Source organism: Hydrogenophaga aromaticivorans (assembly GCF_013387465.1).
In the GTDB taxonomy this organism is placed as follows: domain Bacteria; phylum Pseudomonadota; class Gammaproteobacteria; order Burkholderiales; family Burkholderiaceae_C; genus Hydrogenophaga; species Hydrogenophaga aromaticivorans.
In genome coordinates this window covers 42,425-57,936 of the sequence record NZ_VYGV01000001.1, presented here as the reverse complement: position 1 = coordinate 57,936, position 15,512 = coordinate 42,425, and the positions used below count along the sequence as shown (strand labels likewise).

Annotated in this window: 17 protein-coding genes and 1 tRNA gene; 7 read left to right on the top strand and 11 right to left on the bottom strand. The window is 67.3% G+C overall.

Features of this window, described 5'->3' with window-relative positions; all coding sequences use genetic code 11:
• Nucleotides 1-119 precede the first annotated feature (119 nt).
• Together miaB and F3K02_RS00285 are read right to left on the bottom strand one after the other, a co-directional pair.
• Nucleotides 120-1,472 carry a tRNA (N6-isopentenyl adenosine(37)-C2)-methylthiotransferase MiaB gene (miaB, locus tag F3K02_RS00290; RefSeq protein WP_177132015.1) on the bottom strand — a complete coding sequence of 451 codons (1,353 nt, stop codon included), beginning with the start codon at nt 1,470-1,472 and terminating at the stop codon, nt 120-122.
• A gap of 117 nt (nt 1,473-1,589) precedes the next feature.
• Entirely contained in the window at nt 1,590-1,958 is a 369-nt protein-coding gene (locus F3K02_RS00285) for a hypothetical protein (RefSeq protein ID WP_246309035.1), read from the bottom strand.
• 112 nt (nt 1,959-2,070) lie between these two features.
• Between F3K02_RS00285 and F3K02_RS00280 the strand changes: the two genes are divergently transcribed.
• Entirely contained in the window at nt 2,071-2,664 is a 594-nt protein-coding gene (locus F3K02_RS00280) for a carboxymuconolactone decarboxylase family protein (protein ID WP_177132012.1), read from the top strand.
• A 12-nt stretch (nt 2,665-2,676) separates the two neighbouring features.
• Here F3K02_RS00280 and F3K02_RS00275 read toward each other — a convergent pair whose 3' ends face one another.
• From F3K02_RS00275 to F3K02_RS00255, 5 genes are all read right to left on the bottom strand, one after another.
• Nucleotides 2,677-3,315, bottom strand: coding sequence for a class I SAM-dependent methyltransferase (locus F3K02_RS00275; protein ID WP_177132009.1), 639 nt, complete (start codon nt 3,313-3,315; stop codon nt 2,677-2,679).
• Between the two features lie 22 nt (nt 3,316-3,337).
• The gene (locus tag F3K02_RS00270) at nt 3,338-3,898 is read right to left on the bottom strand and encodes a YaeQ family protein (RefSeq protein ID WP_177132006.1); all 561 of its coding nucleotides are present in this window, start codon (nt 3,896-3,898) and stop codon (nt 3,338-3,340) included.
• Between the two features lie 69 nt (nt 3,899-3,967).
• Nucleotides 3,968-4,044 (bottom strand) — tRNA-Met (locus F3K02_RS00265).
• 64 nt (nt 4,045-4,108) lie between these two features.
• On the bottom strand, nt 4,109-4,528 hold the full coding sequence (locus F3K02_RS27925; RefSeq protein WP_425485551.1) for a high-potential iron-sulfur protein: 420 nt from the start codon (nt 4,526-4,528) through the stop codon (nt 4,109-4,111).
• Nucleotides 4,529-4,678: 150 nt separating this feature from the next.
• Nucleotides 4,679-5,467, bottom strand: coding sequence for an enoyl-CoA hydratase (locus F3K02_RS00255; protein ID WP_177131999.1), 789 nt, complete (start codon nt 5,465-5,467; stop codon nt 4,679-4,681).
• A gap of 175 nt (nt 5,468-5,642) precedes the next feature.
• Between F3K02_RS00255 and F3K02_RS00250 the strand changes: the two genes are divergently transcribed.
• Genes F3K02_RS00250 through paaK form a run of 3 tightly spaced genes read left to right on the top strand, consistent with a single transcriptional unit; the run spans nt 5,643 to nt 8,188 of the window.
• The gene (locus F3K02_RS00250) at nt 5,643-6,449 is read left to right on the top strand and encodes an enoyl-CoA hydratase-related protein (protein ID WP_177131996.1); all 807 of its coding nucleotides are present in this window, start codon (nt 5,643-5,645) and stop codon (nt 6,447-6,449) included.
• A gap of 45 nt (nt 6,450-6,494) precedes the next feature.
• A complete protein-coding gene (gene paaI, locus F3K02_RS00245; RefSeq protein WP_425485555.1) occupies nt 6,495-6,896 on the top strand; it encodes a hydroxyphenylacetyl-CoA thioesterase PaaI in 402 nt (133 codons plus the stop codon).
• Nucleotides 6,893-8,188: a phenylacetate--CoA ligase PaaK gene (gene paaK, locus F3K02_RS00240; protein WP_177131991.1), complete on the top strand. Its 1,296-nt coding sequence runs from the start codon at nt 6,893-6,895 to the stop codon at nt 8,186-8,188. Before paaI ends, paaK begins: the two co-directional genes overlap by 4 nt.
• Nucleotides 8,189-8,215: 27 nt before the next feature.
• Here paaK and F3K02_RS00235 read toward each other — a convergent pair whose 3' ends face one another.
• The 4 genes from F3K02_RS00235 to F3K02_RS00220 form a co-directional block, all read right to left on the bottom strand.
• Nucleotides 8,216-10,057 (bottom strand): M61 family metallopeptidase, encoded by a 1,842-nt coding sequence (locus F3K02_RS00235; protein WP_177131988.1) that lies wholly within the window; start codon nt 10,055-10,057, stop codon nt 8,216-8,218.
• Between the two features lie 10 nt (nt 10,058-10,067).
• Nucleotides 10,068-10,547, bottom strand: coding sequence for a DUF3429 domain-containing protein (locus F3K02_RS00230; protein WP_343066926.1), 480 nt, complete (start codon nt 10,545-10,547; stop codon nt 10,068-10,070).
• A gap of 74 nt (nt 10,548-10,621) precedes the next feature.
• Nucleotides 10,622-11,335, bottom strand: a complete 714-nt coding sequence (locus F3K02_RS00225; RefSeq protein ID WP_177131985.1) for a DsbC family protein — start codon at nt 11,333-11,335, stop codon at nt 10,622-10,624.
• Between the two features lie 47 nt (nt 11,336-11,382).
• Entirely contained in the window at nt 11,383-12,570 is a 1,188-nt protein-coding gene (locus F3K02_RS00220) for an FAD-dependent monooxygenase (protein ID WP_177131982.1), read from the bottom strand.
• A 90-nt stretch (nt 12,571-12,660) separates the two neighbouring features.
• On the opposite strand from F3K02_RS00220, the gene F3K02_RS00215 reads away from it, so the two are divergent.
• The 3 genes from F3K02_RS00215 (at nt 12,661) to F3K02_RS00205 (ending at nt 15,508) form a co-directional block, all read left to right on the top strand.
• Nucleotides 12,661-13,545 (top strand): MOSC domain-containing protein, encoded by an 885-nt coding sequence (locus tag F3K02_RS00215; RefSeq protein ID WP_177131979.1) that lies wholly within the window; start codon nt 12,661-12,663, stop codon nt 13,543-13,545.
• A gap of 89 nt (nt 13,546-13,634) precedes the next feature.
• The gene (ychF, locus tag F3K02_RS00210; RefSeq protein ID WP_177131976.1) at nt 13,635-14,726 is read left to right on the top strand and encodes a redox-regulated ATPase YchF; all 1,092 of its coding nucleotides are present in this window, start codon (nt 13,635-13,637) and stop codon (nt 14,724-14,726) included.
• Nucleotides 14,727-14,734: 8 nt separating this feature from the next.
• Complete coding sequence (locus tag F3K02_RS00205; RefSeq protein WP_177131971.1) at nt 14,735-15,508, top strand: RNA pseudouridine synthase; 774 nt, start codon at nt 14,735-14,737, stop codon at nt 15,506-15,508.
• Nucleotides 15,509-15,512: the final 4 nt, after the last annotated feature.

Sequence of the window (15,512 nt, the reverse complement as noted above, 5' to 3'; positions counted from 1 at the left end):
CCCTCCGCGCTGTGCACTGCGGGGCTGAGCGCTTTCGGAACGGCCGGGCGGCGCTCATGGGAGGACCTTCGCCCGGCGGGCCGCGGTGCGAGCCCCTTTCGGAACGGCCGGGTGCAGGCTCATGCGGTTTCGCTCACCATCACTTCACCGCGCAGCGAATGCGCAAAGGTTTCGGTGATGCGCACGTCGATCATCTGGCCCACCAGACGGGCGGCGTTCGGTCCGGCGGCGAAATTGACCACGCGGTTGCATTCGGTGCGGCCCATGAGCTCGGGCACCTCGGCCGTGGATTTTCGCGACGGCCCTTCGACCAGGATGCGCTGCACCGTGTCCTGCCGGCTGGCGCTGATGCGCGCCACGTTGGCTTCCACCGTGGCCTGCAGGTGCTGCAGGCGCTTGAGCTTCACGTCGTGCGGCGTGTCATCGGGCAGGTTGGCGGCCGGTGTGCCCGGGCGCGGGCTGAAGATGAAGCTGAAGCTGATGTCGAAGCCCACATCGTCGATCAGTTTCATCAGTTTGCTGAAGTCTTCTTCGGTTTCGCCGGGGAAGCCGACGATGAAGTCGCTGCTCATGGCCAGATCGGGGCGGATCGCGCGCAGCTTGCGCACCGTGCTCTTGTATTCCATGGCGGTGTAGCCGCGCTTCATGGCCATCAGGATGCGGTCCGACCCGTGCTGCACCGGCAGGTGCAGGTGGTTCACCAGTTTCGGGATCTTCGCGTAGGCCTCGATCAGGCGCGGCGTGAACTCGTTGGGATGGCTGGTGGTGTAGCGGATGCGCTCGATGCCGGGGATGTCGGCCACGTATTCGAGCAGCAGCGCGAAGTCGGCGATCTCGGCCGTGTCACCCATCTTGCCGCGGTAGGCGTTGACGTTCTGGCCCAGCAGGTTGACCTCGCGCACGCCCTGATCGGCCAGACCGGCGATCTCCACCAGCACGTCCTCAAACGGGCGGCTGACCTCGTCGCCGCGGGTATAGGGCACGACGCAGTAGCTGCAATATTTGGAGCAACCTTCCATGATCGACACGAAGGCGCTGCAGCCGTCGACCCGCGCGGGCGGCAGGTGGTCGAACTTCTCGATCTCGGGGAAGCTGATGTCGACCTGGGGCCGCGACTGGCGCTCGCGCCGGGCCAGCAGCTCGGGCAGGCGGTGCAGGGTCTGCGGACCGAACACCACGTCCACATAGGGCGCGCGCTTGATGATCTCGGCGCCTTCCTGGCTGGCCACGCAACCACCGACGCCGATCAGCACGCCCTTTTTCTTCAGGTGCTGCACGCGGCCGAGGTCGGAGAACACCTTTTCCTGAGCTTTCTCGCGCACCGAGCAGGTGTTGAACAGGATCAGGTCGGCCTCGTTGACGTCCTGCGTGGGCTCGTAGCCTTCGGCCGCGTTCATCACGTCGGCCATCTTGTCCGAGTCGTACTCGTTCATCTGGCAGCCGAAGGTTTTGATAAAGACTTTTTTGGACATGCTGTGATCACCCCCTGCGCCGCTGCGCGGCTTCCCCCTGGAAGGGGGACCGCACTGGCGGCCCGGCGAAGCCGGTTCCGCGGTGCGCCTGGCGGGGCCTTTGCTGGTTGCTTGGGGTTATTCGCCGGCGCGCTTGCGCTTCTCGGCGGCTTCGGCTTCGGTCAGGATCCAGACGTCGTGCACCAGGCCGTTGGGCTCCACGGTGTAGTTCACGAGCAGTTCCTGATTCAACAGGCTGCCCGACATCAACAGCATGTTGTTGGTGCCCCGGATGCGGGCGCCTGGCGAGAGCTGTGCGGACTTGCCGTCCAGCTGGATCACGGGGGGCTGCACCACGACCAGTGCGCCGCGCAGGGCGTTGGCCGGAAAGGGGCGCGGCTGGTTCTGGGCCAGGGCCGCAGGCGCCAGACCGAAGGCCAGCAGGCCAAGTGCAAGGGCAGCGGCGCGGCGGGTGGCGCGGAAGCGGGAGGCAAGGCAGCGGTTCATGGTTTAGATCCAGAGGCTGGGACAAGGGAAAACCCGGAACGGGTGGGGCTGCGATTGTCTCACGCAGCCGGTCGTTCGCGTACAGTGAAAAACCCGTTTGACCGGAGACACCATGGCCCGCCTGCAACCCTTGCCGCCCGAAACCACGCCCGAACTCCAGCCACACTTCGACTTCTTCCTGGGCACGCTGGGCTTCACGCCCAACAGCGTGTTGACCATGCAGCGCCGGCCCAAGCTGGCCCAGGCGCTGGCGGTGATGAACGCCGCCGTGATGGACCCGGCGGGTGACGTGGACCTGGGCTTTCGCCGCCTCATCGGCCACGTGGTGAGCCAGGTCTCGGGCTGCCGCTACTGCCAGGCCCACACGCTGCTGGGCGCGAAGAACTTTGGCGTGAGCGATGCCAAGCTGGCCGACATCTGGCAGTACGCCAGCAGCCCGCACTACAACGAGCGCGAGCGCCTGGCGCTGGACTTTGCGCTGGCCGCAGCCGCCCAGCCCAACGCGGTGACCGACGAACAGTTCGCGACGCTGCAGCGGCACTGGAGCGAGGGCGAAATCGTCGAAATGCTGGGCGTGATCGCGATGTTCGCTTTCCTCAACCGCTGGAACGACACGCTGGCCACGCCGCTGGAGGCCGCGCCGCAGCAGCTGGCGCAGCAGGCGCTGGGCGACCAGGGCTGGACGCCGGGCAAGCACGGCGGTTGAACACTGTTGGGGTCAGTCCACCGGCTTGTGCAGCAGCGCGACGTTGGGGCCGGGAATTTCACACAACCAGCCGTGGTGCTGCGCCAGCCAGCGCAGCGTGGTTTCCCGGTAGAACACCACATGCGTCGGATCGCGGCGGTAGTGCCACTGGGCAAAACGCGCGTCGTCGGTCTGGAAGCGGGTCATCACGCCGAGCCAGCCGCCGGGCTTCAGCAGCCCCTGCAGGCGTCGGAACTCATCGGCCGGGTGGTGGAAGTGCTCGACCACTTCGGTGCAGGTGACGAAGTCGTAGCGCGTGGTAAGCGTGGTGTCGTCGGGGTGGAAAAACGGGTCGTACAGCGCCACCGCATGTCCGGCGTCGCGCAGCAGGTCGGGCAGCACCGGGCCCGGTCCGCAGCCGAAGTCCAGGCCCGACTGGGCCGGGGGCAGGCGCTGCAGCAGCGGGCCGGTCAGCTGCTCCAAGTGGCGGCGGTAGCCCGCATCGCCGGGGTGGTTCTGGTGCAGCCGGTACTCGGCCTGCTCCGCCGCCGGGCCGGGCCGCTGGTCGGGTTGCAGAAAAGTACAGCTGCAGGTGGGGCAGCGCCAGTAGTGGCGCGGGCCCACCGTCTGGAAGGGATGCGCGGCGTCGTGTTCACAGACCGGGCAGCGCATGGACAGGCTCTGCCGGGGCGGTTTATTTCCAGCGCAGCGGAACGATGTGCACGCTGCCCTGCGTGCTGGAGAGCGTGATCTCGCCCTCTTGGATCGTGGCCTGCAGCTGCATGCTGCGTTCGGCCAGCGCCGCCAGGGCCGGGGCGGCCTCGGTCGGCAGGCGCCAGACCTGCAGCTTGTCGAGCCGGGTCAGCTTGGTCTCGATGCCGCGCCACCACACATCGGCCGCCGAGCCGAAGGCGTAGACGAACACCGCGTCGGCCTTGCTGCAGGCCTTGGCCATGGGCTTGTCTTCGGGCTGGCCGACCTCGATCCAGATGCGTTTGCGACCGGTGAAGTCGGTCAGCGACACATCGGGGTCTTCCGGGTCGGACAGGCCGGCGCCAAAGGCCAGCGTGCCGTCGCCATGGCAGGTGTCCTGCAGCTCGTGGGCGTGAATGGCCAGCGCCACCAGCCGCACCATCATGCGTTCATCGGTCTCGCTGGGATGGCGGGCGAGCGTGAGCGCGTGGTCGGCGTAGTAGCCGTGGTCGATGTCTGCGATTTGCAGGTTCGCCTTGAAGATGGTGGATTTGATGGCCATGGACGGTGGGGAAATGGGCCGGGCAAGAAAAAAGCGGACACCGTCGCCGGGGTCCGCTTTTTGAAACTTTGGTGGCGATAGGTGGACTTGAACCACCGACATCAGCATTATGAATGCTGCGCTCTAACCAACTGAGCTATATCGCCAACGCGGTCGGCATTGTAGCCCAATTCAAACCCCGAAAAAGAGCGCGGCCAGCGCAACGCGCGATCAGGCCGGCTTTTTCACGTACGAGGCGCACCAGCCCTGGGCCGCCACCTGCTTGCCCGCGAACAGCGGGCAAGGCCCGGCGTCCGCGCCCGCGGTGCCCTGGTACAGACCGCAATTGGCGCAGGACTGGCTGTCGGCGTGGTTGGGGTATTTGGTCTTGTCGGCCCGGGTCGTGTCCGCGACATAACCGAGGGCCACGGCAGCGGGGTCCGCCTCGTCAAGCATGGGGGCGCTGCCGCTGGCTTGTGGCGCCGCCGGTGGAGCGGCGGGCTCGGGTGCGGGTGGGGCGGCCATCGGGGCCGCGGCGGGAGCCGCCTCGGGCGCTGCAGCGGGGGGTGGTGTTGCCTGGTCCGAGCAGGCCGTTGCCAACACGGCCCCGGAGGCGGGAATCATGAAAATGAAACGTCGGCGTGTGGTCATGGGGGTCTCCTGGAGTGGATCGGCGCGATCCACGCCCGCCGGGCTCAGACCACGACGGTCATCGCTTGCCAGAGGCGTGGAGCCGAAGCCTTTTATACGCCGGTGCCACCGGGTGCCTTGTTACAGCCTGTGTGAGTCCCAACAAGGCGCTCACTGGTGTTGGAACACCGCCTTGCGTTTGTTCACGAAGGCGTCCATGCCTTCTTTCTGGTCGGCGGTGGCGAACAGCGCATGGAACAGGCGGCGCTCGAACATCACGCCGTCGGCCAGTCCGCCTTCGAAGGCGCGGTTCACGCATTCCTTGGCGGCCATCACGCTGGGCTGCGAGAACTCGCAGATCATGAGCGCAGCGCCCAGGGCCTCGTCCATCAGCTTGTCCAGCGGCACCACGCGGCTCACCAGCCCGGCGCGTTCGGCCTCGATGGCGTCCATCATGCGGCCGGTCAGGGCCATGTCCATGGCCTTGGCCTTGCCCACGGCGCGCGGCAGGCGCTGCGTGCCACCGGCGCCGGGGATGATGCCGAGCTTGATCTCGGGCTGGCCGAACTTGGCGTTGTCGGCGGCGATGATGAAGTCGCACATCATGGCCAGCTCGCAGCCGCCACCCAGGGCGAAACCGCTGACCGCGGCGATCACCGGCTTGCGCACGCTGCGGATGGTTTCCCAGTTGCGGGTGATGTAGTCGCCCTTGTAGACGTCGGCGAAGGTGTAGGTGGCCATGGCGCCGATGTCGGCACCCGCGGCAAAGGCCTTTTCGCTGCCGGTGATGATCATGCAGCCGATGCCTTCGTCGCCATCAAACGCCTGGAGCGCTGCGCCCAGTTCGGTCATCAGCTGGTCGTTCAGCGCGTTGAGCTGCTTGGGGCGGTTCAGGGTGATGACGCCCACGCGGCCTTCGGTGCGCACGGTGATCAGTTCGGGGGTGGCGGTTTCGCTCATGGTGTTTCCTCGGGTGGTGTGTGATGATTGACGTAAACGTCAACTATAGCGGGCCGTCCGATACCGGGCCACCCAAGGGAAAACATTAACCGACCGATGGGTCGGTTAATGGTAGATTGCCGTTCCCATCCCACCACCAGCGCTGCGGAACGACGGCGCCAGGAGACAGACACCCATGAACGCACCCGCCGCGGGCAGCACCGTTCTCTACGAAGAGCGTGGCGCCGTCGCCCTTGTCACGCTCAACCGCCCGGACGCCCTCAACAGTTTCACACGCCAGATGCACCGCGAGTTGTGGGCCGCGCTGGACCGCGCCGAGGCCAACCCGGTGATCCGCGCCATGGTCATCACCGGTGCGGGCCGTGGCTTCTGTGCCGGTGCCGACCTGGCCGAGTTCGACTTCGAGCCCGGCCCCGATCTGGTCAAACGCGCCGACCCCGGTCCGGTGATCGACCAGGCCTTCAATCCGACGGCGCGGCGCATCCAGTCGCTGCGTTTTCCGGTCCTCGCCGCCGTCAACGGCGTGGCCGCGGGCGCGGGCGCCTCGCTGGCCATGACCTGCGACATCGCGATCGCCGCACCCGGCGCGAGTTTCATCCAGGCGTTCAGCAAGATCGGGCTGATCCCGGACGCTGGCGGTAGCTGGTTCCTGGTGGAGCGTCTGGGTTTGGCGCGCGCCATGGCGCTGGCCATGACGGGCGACAAGCTGCCCGCCGCGCAGGCGAAAGAGTGGGGAATGATCTGGGACGTGCAGGACGATCCGCTGGCCGCCGCGCTGGCCATGGCGGAGAAGCTGGCCGTGATGCCCACCAAGGCGCTGGTCGCCACGCGCGCCCTGTTGCGCGACGCCGGCACCCGCACGCTGAACCAGCAGCTCGACGTGGAGCGCGACACGCAGTCGGCGCTGGGCGCCACACACGACTACATCGAGGGTGTGATGGCGTTCCGTCAGAAGCGCCCGGCGCAGTTCAAGGGGGATTGAATGAGCATGACGCCGCAAGAACGCGCCGCCAAGGTCGGTGAATCCATGTTCGCCGTGGACGTGGCGGCCCGCGAGACCATGGGCATCGAACTGGTCAGCGTCGGGCCCGGGCGCGCCGTGCTGCGCATGGCCGTCAAGACGCTGCACCTCAACGGCCACCAGATCTGCCATGGCGGCTTCATCTTCACGCTGGCCGACACCACCTTCGCCTACGCCTGCAACAGCTACAACAAGAACGCGGTGGCGGCGGGTTGCAGCATCGAGTTCCTCAAGCCCGGGCACGACGGTGACGTGCTCACCTGCGAGGGCCAGGAGCAGGTGCTGCAGGGCCGGCACGGCATCTACGACATGCGGGTCACCAACCAGAAGGGTGAGGTGATCGCGATGTTCAGAGGCAAGAGTGCGGTGATTCCCGGGCAGGTCTTTCCCGAAGAGGTGCAGGCATGAACCACTTCGCGCTGGAACCGATCGAAAAAGCCAGCATTGACGAGCTGCGTGCGCTGCAACTCAAGCGCCTGCAGGGCACGCTGCGCCACGCCTACGCGAACTCGCCGGTCTACAAGGCCAAGTTCGACGAAGCCGGCGTACACCCGGACGACTGCCGTTCGCTCGCCGACCTGGCCAAATTCCCCTTCACGACCAAGAAAGACCTGCGCGACAGCTACCCCTTCGGGATGTTCGCTGTGCCGCGCGAGCGCTGCGCGCGCATCCACGCCAGCAGCGGCACGACCGGCAAGCCGACGGTGGTGGGCTACACGCTGAAGGACATCGACACCTGGTCCAACGTGGTGGCGCGCAGCATCCGCGCCAGCGGCGCGCGGCCGGGCGACATGGTGCACGTGAGTTACGGCTACGGCCTGTTCACCGGTGGCCTGGGCGCGCATTACGGCGCCGAGAAGCTGGGCCTGACGGTGGTGCCCTTCGGCGGCGGCCAGACCGAGCGCCAGGTGCAGCTGATGCAGGACTTCCGGCCCGACATCATCATGGTCACACCGAGCTACATGCTGGCCATCGCCGACGAGTTCGAGCGCCTGGGTCTGGACCCGCGCGAGAGCAGCCTGCGCATCGGCATCTTCGGCGCCGAGCCCTGGACCAACGACATGCGCGTGGCGATCGAGGCCCGCATGGACATCGACGCGGTGGACATCTACGGCCTGTCGGAGGTGATGGGCCCGGGCGTGGCCAACGAGTGCGTCGAAACCAAGGACGGCCCGACCATCTGGGAAGACCATTTCTACCCCGAGATCATCCACCCCGAAACCGGTGAACCCGTGTCCGACGGCGAGATGGGCGAGCTGGTGTTCACCAGCCTGACCAAGGAGGCGCTTCCCATCATCCGCTACCGCACGCGCGACCTCACGCGGCTGCTGCCGGGCACGGCGCGCACCATGCGCCGCATGGAAAAGATCACCGGCCGCAGCGACGACATGATGATCGTGCGCGGCGTCAACGTCTTTCCGACTCAGATCGAGGAGCTGATCCTGAAGCGGCCCGAGCTCAGCGCGCACTACCAGTGTGTGCTCACGCGCGAAAGCCACATGGACTGCCTGTCGGTGGTGGTCGAAACGCGCCCGGGGCTTGTGCCCGAGAGCATCGAGGCGCGCACCGCCGCCGAGCGTCTGCGCCACGAGGTGAAGGTGTTCGTGGGCAGCAGCGTCGAGGTGGTGCTCAAGCCCGAGGGCGGCGTGGAGCGCAGCCAGGGCAAGGCGAAGCGCGTGGTGGATTTGCGGCCGAAGTAATTAGCCTCCCCCACGCTCCGCCGCTGGTCAGGCCGCCGAGGCCAGCCAGGGCTTGAGCAGGCTGGCGTCGCCCACCGTCAAGCGCACCGCTTGTGTCGGTGTCGGCCATTCCAGAGGGCAGCGCAGCAGGCGTTTGTCGCGCGAGACGAGGGCGGTGAGCTTTTGGCGCTGGCCGCGCAACTGGGCCACTTCGTCCAGCTTGTGAATGCGCCAGGCTTCCGCCGGCTGGCCACGCCTGGGCGGCGCGAACTCCACCCCCAGCCACTCGTCGCCCGCGGCCATGCCCGCCGCCTCGGCCGCGCCACCGCGCAGCACGTTCTTGAGCACGAGGCCGTGGGATTCGCTCACGCGCAGACCCAGTTGCTGGGCCAGCGGCGCCTTGTCGTGGTGGACCTTGGCGCCGTGTTGCTGCAGCAGGGGCAGCACCGGCAGGTCGGACGTGCCGTGCACCCAGTCGCGCAGTTCGCGGTCGAAGGCTCGTCCGCCCAGGCGCTTGAGCGCGCGCGCGAAATCGGCTTCTTTCATCGGACCACCGCTGGTTTGCGCCCAGAGTTCGCGCATCACGGCGTCGAGCGTGCTGTGGCCCTCGGCGCGCAGCGTGAGGTCGAAGCACATCGCCACCAGCGCACCCTTGGTGTAGTAGCTCACCGTGGCGTTGGGCGTGTTTTCGTGGATGCGGTAGTACTTCATCCAGGCGTCGAAGCTGGCCTGGGCGGCGGTCTGCACCTGCTGGCCGGGCGTCTGCTGCACCTGGTTGAAGGTCTTCATCACCAGCTGGAGGTAGGTGGCGTCGTCGATCAGGCCGGCGCGTCGCAGGATCAGGTCGTCGTAGTAGCTGGTGAAGCCTTCGAAGAACCAGAGCAGCTCGGTGTAGTTTTCCTGGTCGTAGTCGTAACGCTTGAACTCGGCCGGGCGCAGGCGCTTGACGTTCCAGGTGTGGAAATATTCATGGCTGATCAGGCCGAGCAGGGTGGTGTAGCCGTCGGTGGCTTTCAGCGCCGGAGGCTTTTCATCCTTGACCAACAGCTTCGGCAGGTCGGTGCGCTGGCAGATCAGCGCCGTGGAATTGCGGTGCTCCAGCCCGCCGTAGCCTTCGCCGCTGGCGTGCATCATGAAGAGGTAGCTTTTGAACGGTGCTTCGCCGCCGGTGCCGTGCCAGAAGCCGATCTGGGCTTCGCAGATGCGGCGCGTGTCGGCCAGCAGGCGTGCGCCGTCGAACCAGCCGCCCGCGCCGCTGACCACGAAGCGGTGGGGCACGCCGTGGGCCACGAACTCGCCGCTCCAGAAGCTGCCCAGCTCCACCGGGCAGTCGGCGAGTTCGTCGTAGTCCTGAGCGGTGTAGTGGCCGAAGCCGGCGCCATCCACATCGGTGCTGGCCAGCCCGGTGGCGACCCGCCAGTCCGCGGGTGCCTGTCCGGGAACAACTTCCAGGCCTTGCGCCTGGTCTTCCTGCCCGTTGACGCGCAGGCACAGGCTGGTGGCGTTGAAGAAACCACGGGTGCTGTCGAGGAAGGCGGTGCGCACCGAGGCGTCGAATGCGTAGACCTCGTAGTGCAGCACGAGCGGGTGGCCGGCATCGGCCATCACCTGCCAGCTGTTCTTGTCGAGCTGGCGCAGCGGCACGGGTTCACCGCCCTGGGTGGCCTGCAGGTGCTGCAGGTGCTGAGAGAACTCGCGCACCAGGTAGCTGCCGGGAATCCACACCGGCAGGCTCAGGCGTTGCCGTGGTGCCGGGTGATCGATCTCCAATGTGATGGCGAACAGGTGGGCTTGCGGGCTCAGCACCTCGACGCGGTAGCGGACGGTGGGCTTCGTTGCGGCTGTGGAGACCGCTTGGGCGCGCGGGGAGGTCCGACGGGGGAGGTTCATGGAAGTCCGTTCACAGGGCGCCAGCGCCCACAAAACAACTGAGCGCGGCCACCGCCGAGAGGCGGAAGCGCAGGGTCAGCCAGGCCTGCAGGCCGGCGCGGGTGTAGAGCGTGCGGTCGGCCAGGTAGCTCAGCACCAGCACGAAGCCCAGCCAGGCCAGACCGGCGAACGGGGGCATGAGCACACCGGGCCAGGCCAGCAGCGAGGGCACGATGCCCCAGAGAAAGTGGTTGCGCTGGGCGTGGTGCGGGCGCTCGGCAAGGGCCGCCGCATGCCGGCTGGCCAGCCAGCCAATGCCCCAGTGCACCCCGCCCAAGAATGACGCGATCAGCGCGGCGTAGGCGGCCAGCGCGATCGCCACCCAGGCCTGCAATGCGGTATCCACCAGCCAGAGCAGGGCGGCCAGCAGCACAAAGGGGATCAGGCCGGCATGGCCCAGGGTCCGCACCAGGGCGGTGTCGTTCGGGTCGTGCAGCACCGGCGCGGTCACTGGCGTACCTTCTGCGGGCTGCAGTGCGAGCTGGCTTGGAAACGGTCCGGCGCTGTGCTCATCCAGCGCGCCGATCAGGGCTTGGCTTCGGCGAGCAGCTTCTCGACGCGGTCGGCGCCGATGGCGCCCGGCACGCGCGATCCGTCGGCAAAGATGATGGTGGGGGTGCCGGTGATTCGGGCCTTTTTACCGAACTCGAAGTTGCGGGCCACGGCAGCGGCATCGCATTTCGCGTCGGGCGGCGTCATGTCCTTGACCATCCAGTCGAGGAAGGCCTTGCCCTTGTCCTTGGCGCACCAGATGTTGCGCGACTTTTCGCCCGAGTCGGCGCTGAGGATGGGGTAGAGGAAGACGTGGACCGTGACGTTGTCGATCTTGACCAGGTCGCGTTCGAAGCGCTTGCAGTAGCCGCAATTCGGGTCTTCGAAGACGGCCATCTTGCGTTTGCCATTGCCACGCACGATGGTGAAGGCGTCTTTGAGCGGCAGGTCCTTGAACGCGATGGCGGTGAGCTTTTCAACCCGCTGTTCGGTCAGGTCCTGCTGGGCCTTGGTGTCGATCAGCGAGCCCTGGATCAGGAAGTCGCCTTTTTCGTCGGTGTAGAAGATGTCGCTGTGGTTGATGCGCACCTCGTAGAGGCCGGGCATCGGCGTCTTGGTGATTTCATCGATGGCAGGCAGCTTGGGCAGGCGTTCGGCCAGGTTCTTGCGGATGGTGGCTTCCTGCGCGAACGCGCTCAGCGACAGCGCAGCGAGCAGCGCGAGCAGGGGGATCTTGGCGAGTTTCATAAAGTGGCCCGAGGGCGTTCAAGGTTAAAAAGTCGGCAGGGCTGGCATCAGCCCGCCTGCCCCATGGCCTGGCGGGCCAGCCAGTGTTTCAGCGGGCCGAGGCGATCCACGCCCGTCATGCCCCAGTTGCGCAGGGCCATCACGCGGCTGTCGGTCTGGGCGAACAGCCCAAACAGGCCATCGGTCACCCAGCCCATGGCGTTCACATCGGCCTGCCGCGCGCGCTCGTAGCGACGCAGCAGCTTCAGGTCGCCCAGCTCGCGCCAGTACTCGCGCCCGTGCAGCACGCGGGCCAGTTCGGCGGCATCGGCCAGGCCCACATTGAGTCCCTGTCCAGCCAGCGGGTGCATGGCGTGCGCCGCATCGCCCGCGAGCACCACGCCGCCCTGGGGCGTGCGGGCGATCCAGCGTTGGGCTTTGGAGAGCTCCAGGGGCCAGGCCTGGGCCGGGCTTTCCAGTTGCATCTCGCCAAGCACCTGCGCACACCGCGTCTGCACCGCTTGCGCCAGCGCTTCGGGCGCGGCCGCCAGCCAGTGATCGGCCTGCTGTGCTTCCAGTGACCACACCAGCGCCACAGAGTTCCCTTGCGGCCCCTCCAGCGGCAGCAGGGCCATGATCTCGCCGTTCTGGAACCACTGGCGTGCCACGCCGCCGTGTGGCTGGGCGCAGCGCAGGCGGGCGGCCACGGCCTTGTGCGGATAGGGGCGGACCTCGTAGGTCAGCCCGAGTTCGTCGCGGGTGGCGCTGCGTTTGCCTTCGCAGATCACCGTGAGCGCAGCGGGCGGGGCTTCCGTCAGGCACTCGATGCCGCTCTGGAAATGCACGGCATGGGCCAGCCGTTGTTCCAGCGCCGGCACGTCCACGATCCAGGTCAGCGCCTCGCTGCCCTGGTCGACCGCTGAAAACTGAAGGGCTCCGCCGTGGTCGCCAAAGACCTGCATGCCGCTCACCGGCGTCACGGTCGGGACGCCGGTTTCGGACAAGGGGCTGCCGGCGGGCGCGGCGCTGTCTTCGGGCCAGGCGCGCACCGAGCGCAACAGGTCGCGTGCCGCGGTGTTGAGCGCGTAGGCGCGCACATCGGGCATGCCGGTCGCCGGGCGCGGGGCACTGACCAGGGCCACACGCAGCCGATCGCGGGCGAGCAAGAGCGCCAGGGTGTGCCCGACCACGCCGCCGCCCCGGATGGTGACGTCAAAACGCCGGTGGGCAGAGGAACGGTGGGAAGTGGGCGACATGGCGGGATTTTAGGAGCAGGGCACAATGCGCCCGATTCGCTCCGCCAAAACCCCCGTCCGCACCGGCCTCTACCGACCGCCGCACCCGCCATGACCACACCCACCGACGTGACCGCCCGCATCGACCAGCTCTGGATCTATCCGGTGAAGTCCTGCGCCGGCATCTCGCTCAACGAAGCCGAGTTGACGGAAACCGGGCTGGCCTACGACCGCAGCTGGATGGTGGTGGACGGGCAGGGCACATTCGTCACCCAGCGCGAACTGCCGCGCATGGCGCTGATCCAGCCGGCGTTCAAGCTGGGCCAGCTGGTGCTGCGTGCGCCCGGCATGCTGGCGCTGCACCTGGCGCTGGACGCCGCCGAAGCACCGCTGCGCGTGCGGGTCTGGGACGACGAAGTCGACGCCTACGACATGGGCGACGTGGCGGCGCAGTGGTTCAGCGATTTCCTGGGGCCGGACGCGCCGGTCGACCTGAAGCGCCTGCGCCTGGCGCGCTTCGACCCCGCGGTGCGCCGCCTGTGCAGCCTGAAATGGACCGGAGGGCGCGAGTCCACCACCCAGTTCGCCGACGGTTTTGGTGTGCTCGTGACCAGCACGGCCTCGCTGGACGAACTCAATGCGCGGCTGGCGCGGGCCGGCCACGCGGCGGTGGAGGGGCGGCGGTTTCGCCCCAACATCGTGCTCGGTGGTGTGGAGGCGCACGACGAAGACCGCCTCGGGCCCATGCACATCGCCACGGATGAGGGCGTCGCCGTCATGGAACCCGTGAAACCCTGTGCGCGCTGTCCGATCCCCAACATCGACCCGGTCACCGCCACCGCTTCGCCGCTGGTGGGCGACACCCTGCAGACCTACCGCGCCGACCCGCGCCTGAACGGCGCCGTCACCTTCGGCATGAACGCGATCGTGCTGGCGGGCGACGGCCAGCTGTTGCGTGTGGGTCAGAGCGTGTCGGCCGACTGGCGCTTCGATTGACCCCGCTGCCCGCGCGAGGGCATTGGCGGCGCCGAAACAGCCTGCCCCGCTAAAATCACCGGTTTCCCCGATCGACCCGAAAGTCCCCCATGAGCCTCCAATGCGGCATCGTGGGCCTGCCCAATGTGGGCAAGTCCACCCTTTTCAACGCCCTGACCAAGGCCGGCATCGCCGCCGAAAACTACCCCTTCTGCACCATCGAGCCCAACACCGGTGTGGTGGAGGTGCCCGATCCGCGCCTGGCCCAGCTGTCGGAGATCGTCAAGCCCGAGCGCGTGGTGCCGGCTATCGTGGAGTTCGTGGACATCGCCGGCCTGGTGGCCGGTGCCAGCACCGGTGAAGGCCTGGGCAACAAGTTCCTGGCCCACATCCGCGAGACCGACGCCATCGTCAACGTGGTGCGCTGCTTCGAAGACCCGAACGTGATCCACGTCGCCAACAAGGTGGACCCGATCGCCGACATCGAAGTCATCCTCACCGAGCTCTGCCTGGCCGACCTGGCCGCGGTGGAGAAGGCCTTGCACCGCGTGCAGAAGACCGCGCGTTCGGGCGACAAGGAATCGATCAAGCTGGTGGCGATCCTGGAGAAATGCCAGGCGGCACTCAACGACACCAAACCGGTGCGCAGCATCGACTTCAGCAAGGAAGAGCTGCCGCTGCTCAAGCAGTTTTTCCTGATCACGGCCAAGCCGGCCATGTTTGTCGCCAACGTGGCCGAAGACGGCTTCGAGAACAACCCCTTCCTCGACCGCCTGCGCGAATTCGCCGACAAACAGAAAGCGCCCGTGGTCGCCATCTGCGCCAAGATCGAGGCCGAACTCTCCGAGATGGATGACGCCGACCGGCTCGAATTCCTCCAGGAGCTGGGCCAGACCGAACCGGGCCTGAACCGCCTGATCCGCGCCGCCTACAAGCTGCTGGGCCTGCAAACCTACTTCACCGCCGGTGTGAAGGAAGTGCGCGCCTGGACCATCCACGTGGGCGACACCGGCCCGCAGGCGGCCGGCGTGATCCACACCGACTTCGAGAAGGGCTACATCCGCGCCCAGACCATCGCCTTTGACGATTTCATCACCTACAAGGGCGAACAGGGCGCGAAAGACGCCGGCAAGATGCGGGCCGAAGGCAAGGAATACGTCGTCAAGGATGGCGACGTGATGAACTTCCTGTTCTCGTCCTGAACGCGCCCATGTCCGATACCGGCCGGTCCGAACCCCAACGCCTGGCCAAACGCCTGGCCGCACAGCTGCCCTGTTCGCGCAGCGATGCCGAACGCTACATCGCCGGAGGGTGGGTGCGCGTGGACGGCGCGGTGGTTGAAGAACCCATGGCGCGGGTGCACGACGGCCAGACCGTGGCGCTGGACCCCAAGGCCAAGCTGGAGTCGCTGGATTCCGTGACGCTGATCTGGCACAAGCCCGCGGGCCGGGCGCTGCCGGATGTCTCGCCCTTGCCCGATGCGCTGGCGGCCGAACTCTTCACCAACGCCACCCGCTTCAAGGGCGACCGTTCGGGCGTGCGCCCGCTCAAGGCCCACCGTCACAAGCTGCTGCCCGTGGCCCCGTTGTCCACTCCCATGAGTGGCCTGATGGTGTTCACCCAGAACCCCGGCGTGGCGCGCAAGATCTCGGCCGATTCGGCGCAGCTCGAACACGAGTGGCTGGTCGAGGTGGCGGCCGATCCTGAGCTGGACGACGAAGTCCGGCGCGAAGCGGTGTTGAAGTCGATCGGCAAGGCCTTGTTTTTTGACGGCTGGAGCCTGCCCTCGGCGCGCGCCAGCTGGCAGAGCGAACACCGCCTGCGCCTGGCCATCAAGGGCACGCGGCCGGGCCAGGTGGAGCACCTGTGTGAACGGGCGGGCTTGCAGCTGGTGGCGGTCCGGCGCCTGCGCATGGGCCGCGTCGCCCTCACAGGGCTGCCGGTCGGTGAGTGGCGGTACCTGCTGGGGTACGAGCGCTTCTGACAAG

What these genes read in the sequence shown, in the direction of transcription:
- miaB (WP_177132015.1), bottom strand. Translation starts at nt 1,472, where the DNA reads ATGTCCAAAAAAGTCTTTATCAAAACCTTCGGCTGCCAGATGAACGAG.
- F3K02_RS00285 (WP_246309035.1), bottom strand. Translation starts at nt 1,958, where the DNA reads ATGAACCGCTGCCTTGCCTCCCGCTTCCGCGCCACCCGCCGCGCCGCT.
- F3K02_RS00280 (WP_177132012.1), top strand. Translation starts at nt 2,071, where the DNA reads ATGGCCCGCCTGCAACCCTTGCCGCCCGAAACCACGCCCGAACTCCAG.
- F3K02_RS00275 (WP_177132009.1), bottom strand. Translation starts at nt 3,315, where the DNA reads ATGCGCTGCCCGGTCTGTGAACACGACGCCGCGCATCCCTTCCAGACG.
- F3K02_RS00270 (WP_177132006.1), bottom strand. Translation starts at nt 3,898, where the DNA reads ATGGCCATCAAATCCACCATCTTCAAGGCGAACCTGCAAATCGCAGAC.
- F3K02_RS27925 (WP_425485551.1), bottom strand. Translation starts at nt 4,528, where the DNA reads ATGACCACACGCCGACGTTTCATTTTCATGATTCCCGCCTCCGGGGCC.
- F3K02_RS00255 (WP_177131999.1), bottom strand. Translation starts at nt 5,467, where the DNA reads ATGAGCGAAACCGCCACCCCCGAACTGATCACCGTGCGCACCGAAGGC.
- F3K02_RS00250 (WP_177131996.1), top strand. Translation starts at nt 5,643, where the DNA reads ATGAACGCACCCGCCGCGGGCAGCACCGTTCTCTACGAAGAGCGTGGC.
- paaI (WP_425485555.1), top strand. Translation starts at nt 6,495, where the DNA reads ATGTTCGCCGTGGACGTGGCGGCCCGCGAGACCATGGGCATCGAACTG.
- paaK (WP_177131991.1), top strand. Translation starts at nt 6,893, where the DNA reads ATGAACCACTTCGCGCTGGAACCGATCGAAAAAGCCAGCATTGACGAG.
- F3K02_RS00235 (WP_177131988.1), bottom strand. Translation starts at nt 10,057, where the DNA reads ATGAACCTCCCCCGTCGGACCTCCCCGCGCGCCCAAGCGGTCTCCACA.
- F3K02_RS00225 (WP_177131985.1), bottom strand. Translation starts at nt 11,335, where the DNA reads ATGAAACTCGCCAAGATCCCCCTGCTCGCGCTGCTCGCTGCGCTGTCG.
- F3K02_RS00220 (WP_177131982.1), bottom strand. Translation starts at nt 12,570, where the DNA reads ATGTCGCCCACTTCCCACCGTTCCTCTGCCCACCGGCGTTTTGACGTC.
- F3K02_RS00215 (WP_177131979.1), top strand. Translation starts at nt 12,661, where the DNA reads ATGACCACACCCACCGACGTGACCGCCCGCATCGACCAGCTCTGGATC.
- ychF (WP_177131976.1), top strand. Translation starts at nt 13,635, where the DNA reads ATGAGCCTCCAATGCGGCATCGTGGGCCTGCCCAATGTGGGCAAGTCC.
- F3K02_RS00205 (WP_177131971.1), top strand. Translation starts at nt 14,735, where the DNA reads ATGTCCGATACCGGCCGGTCCGAACCCCAACGCCTGGCCAAACGCCTG.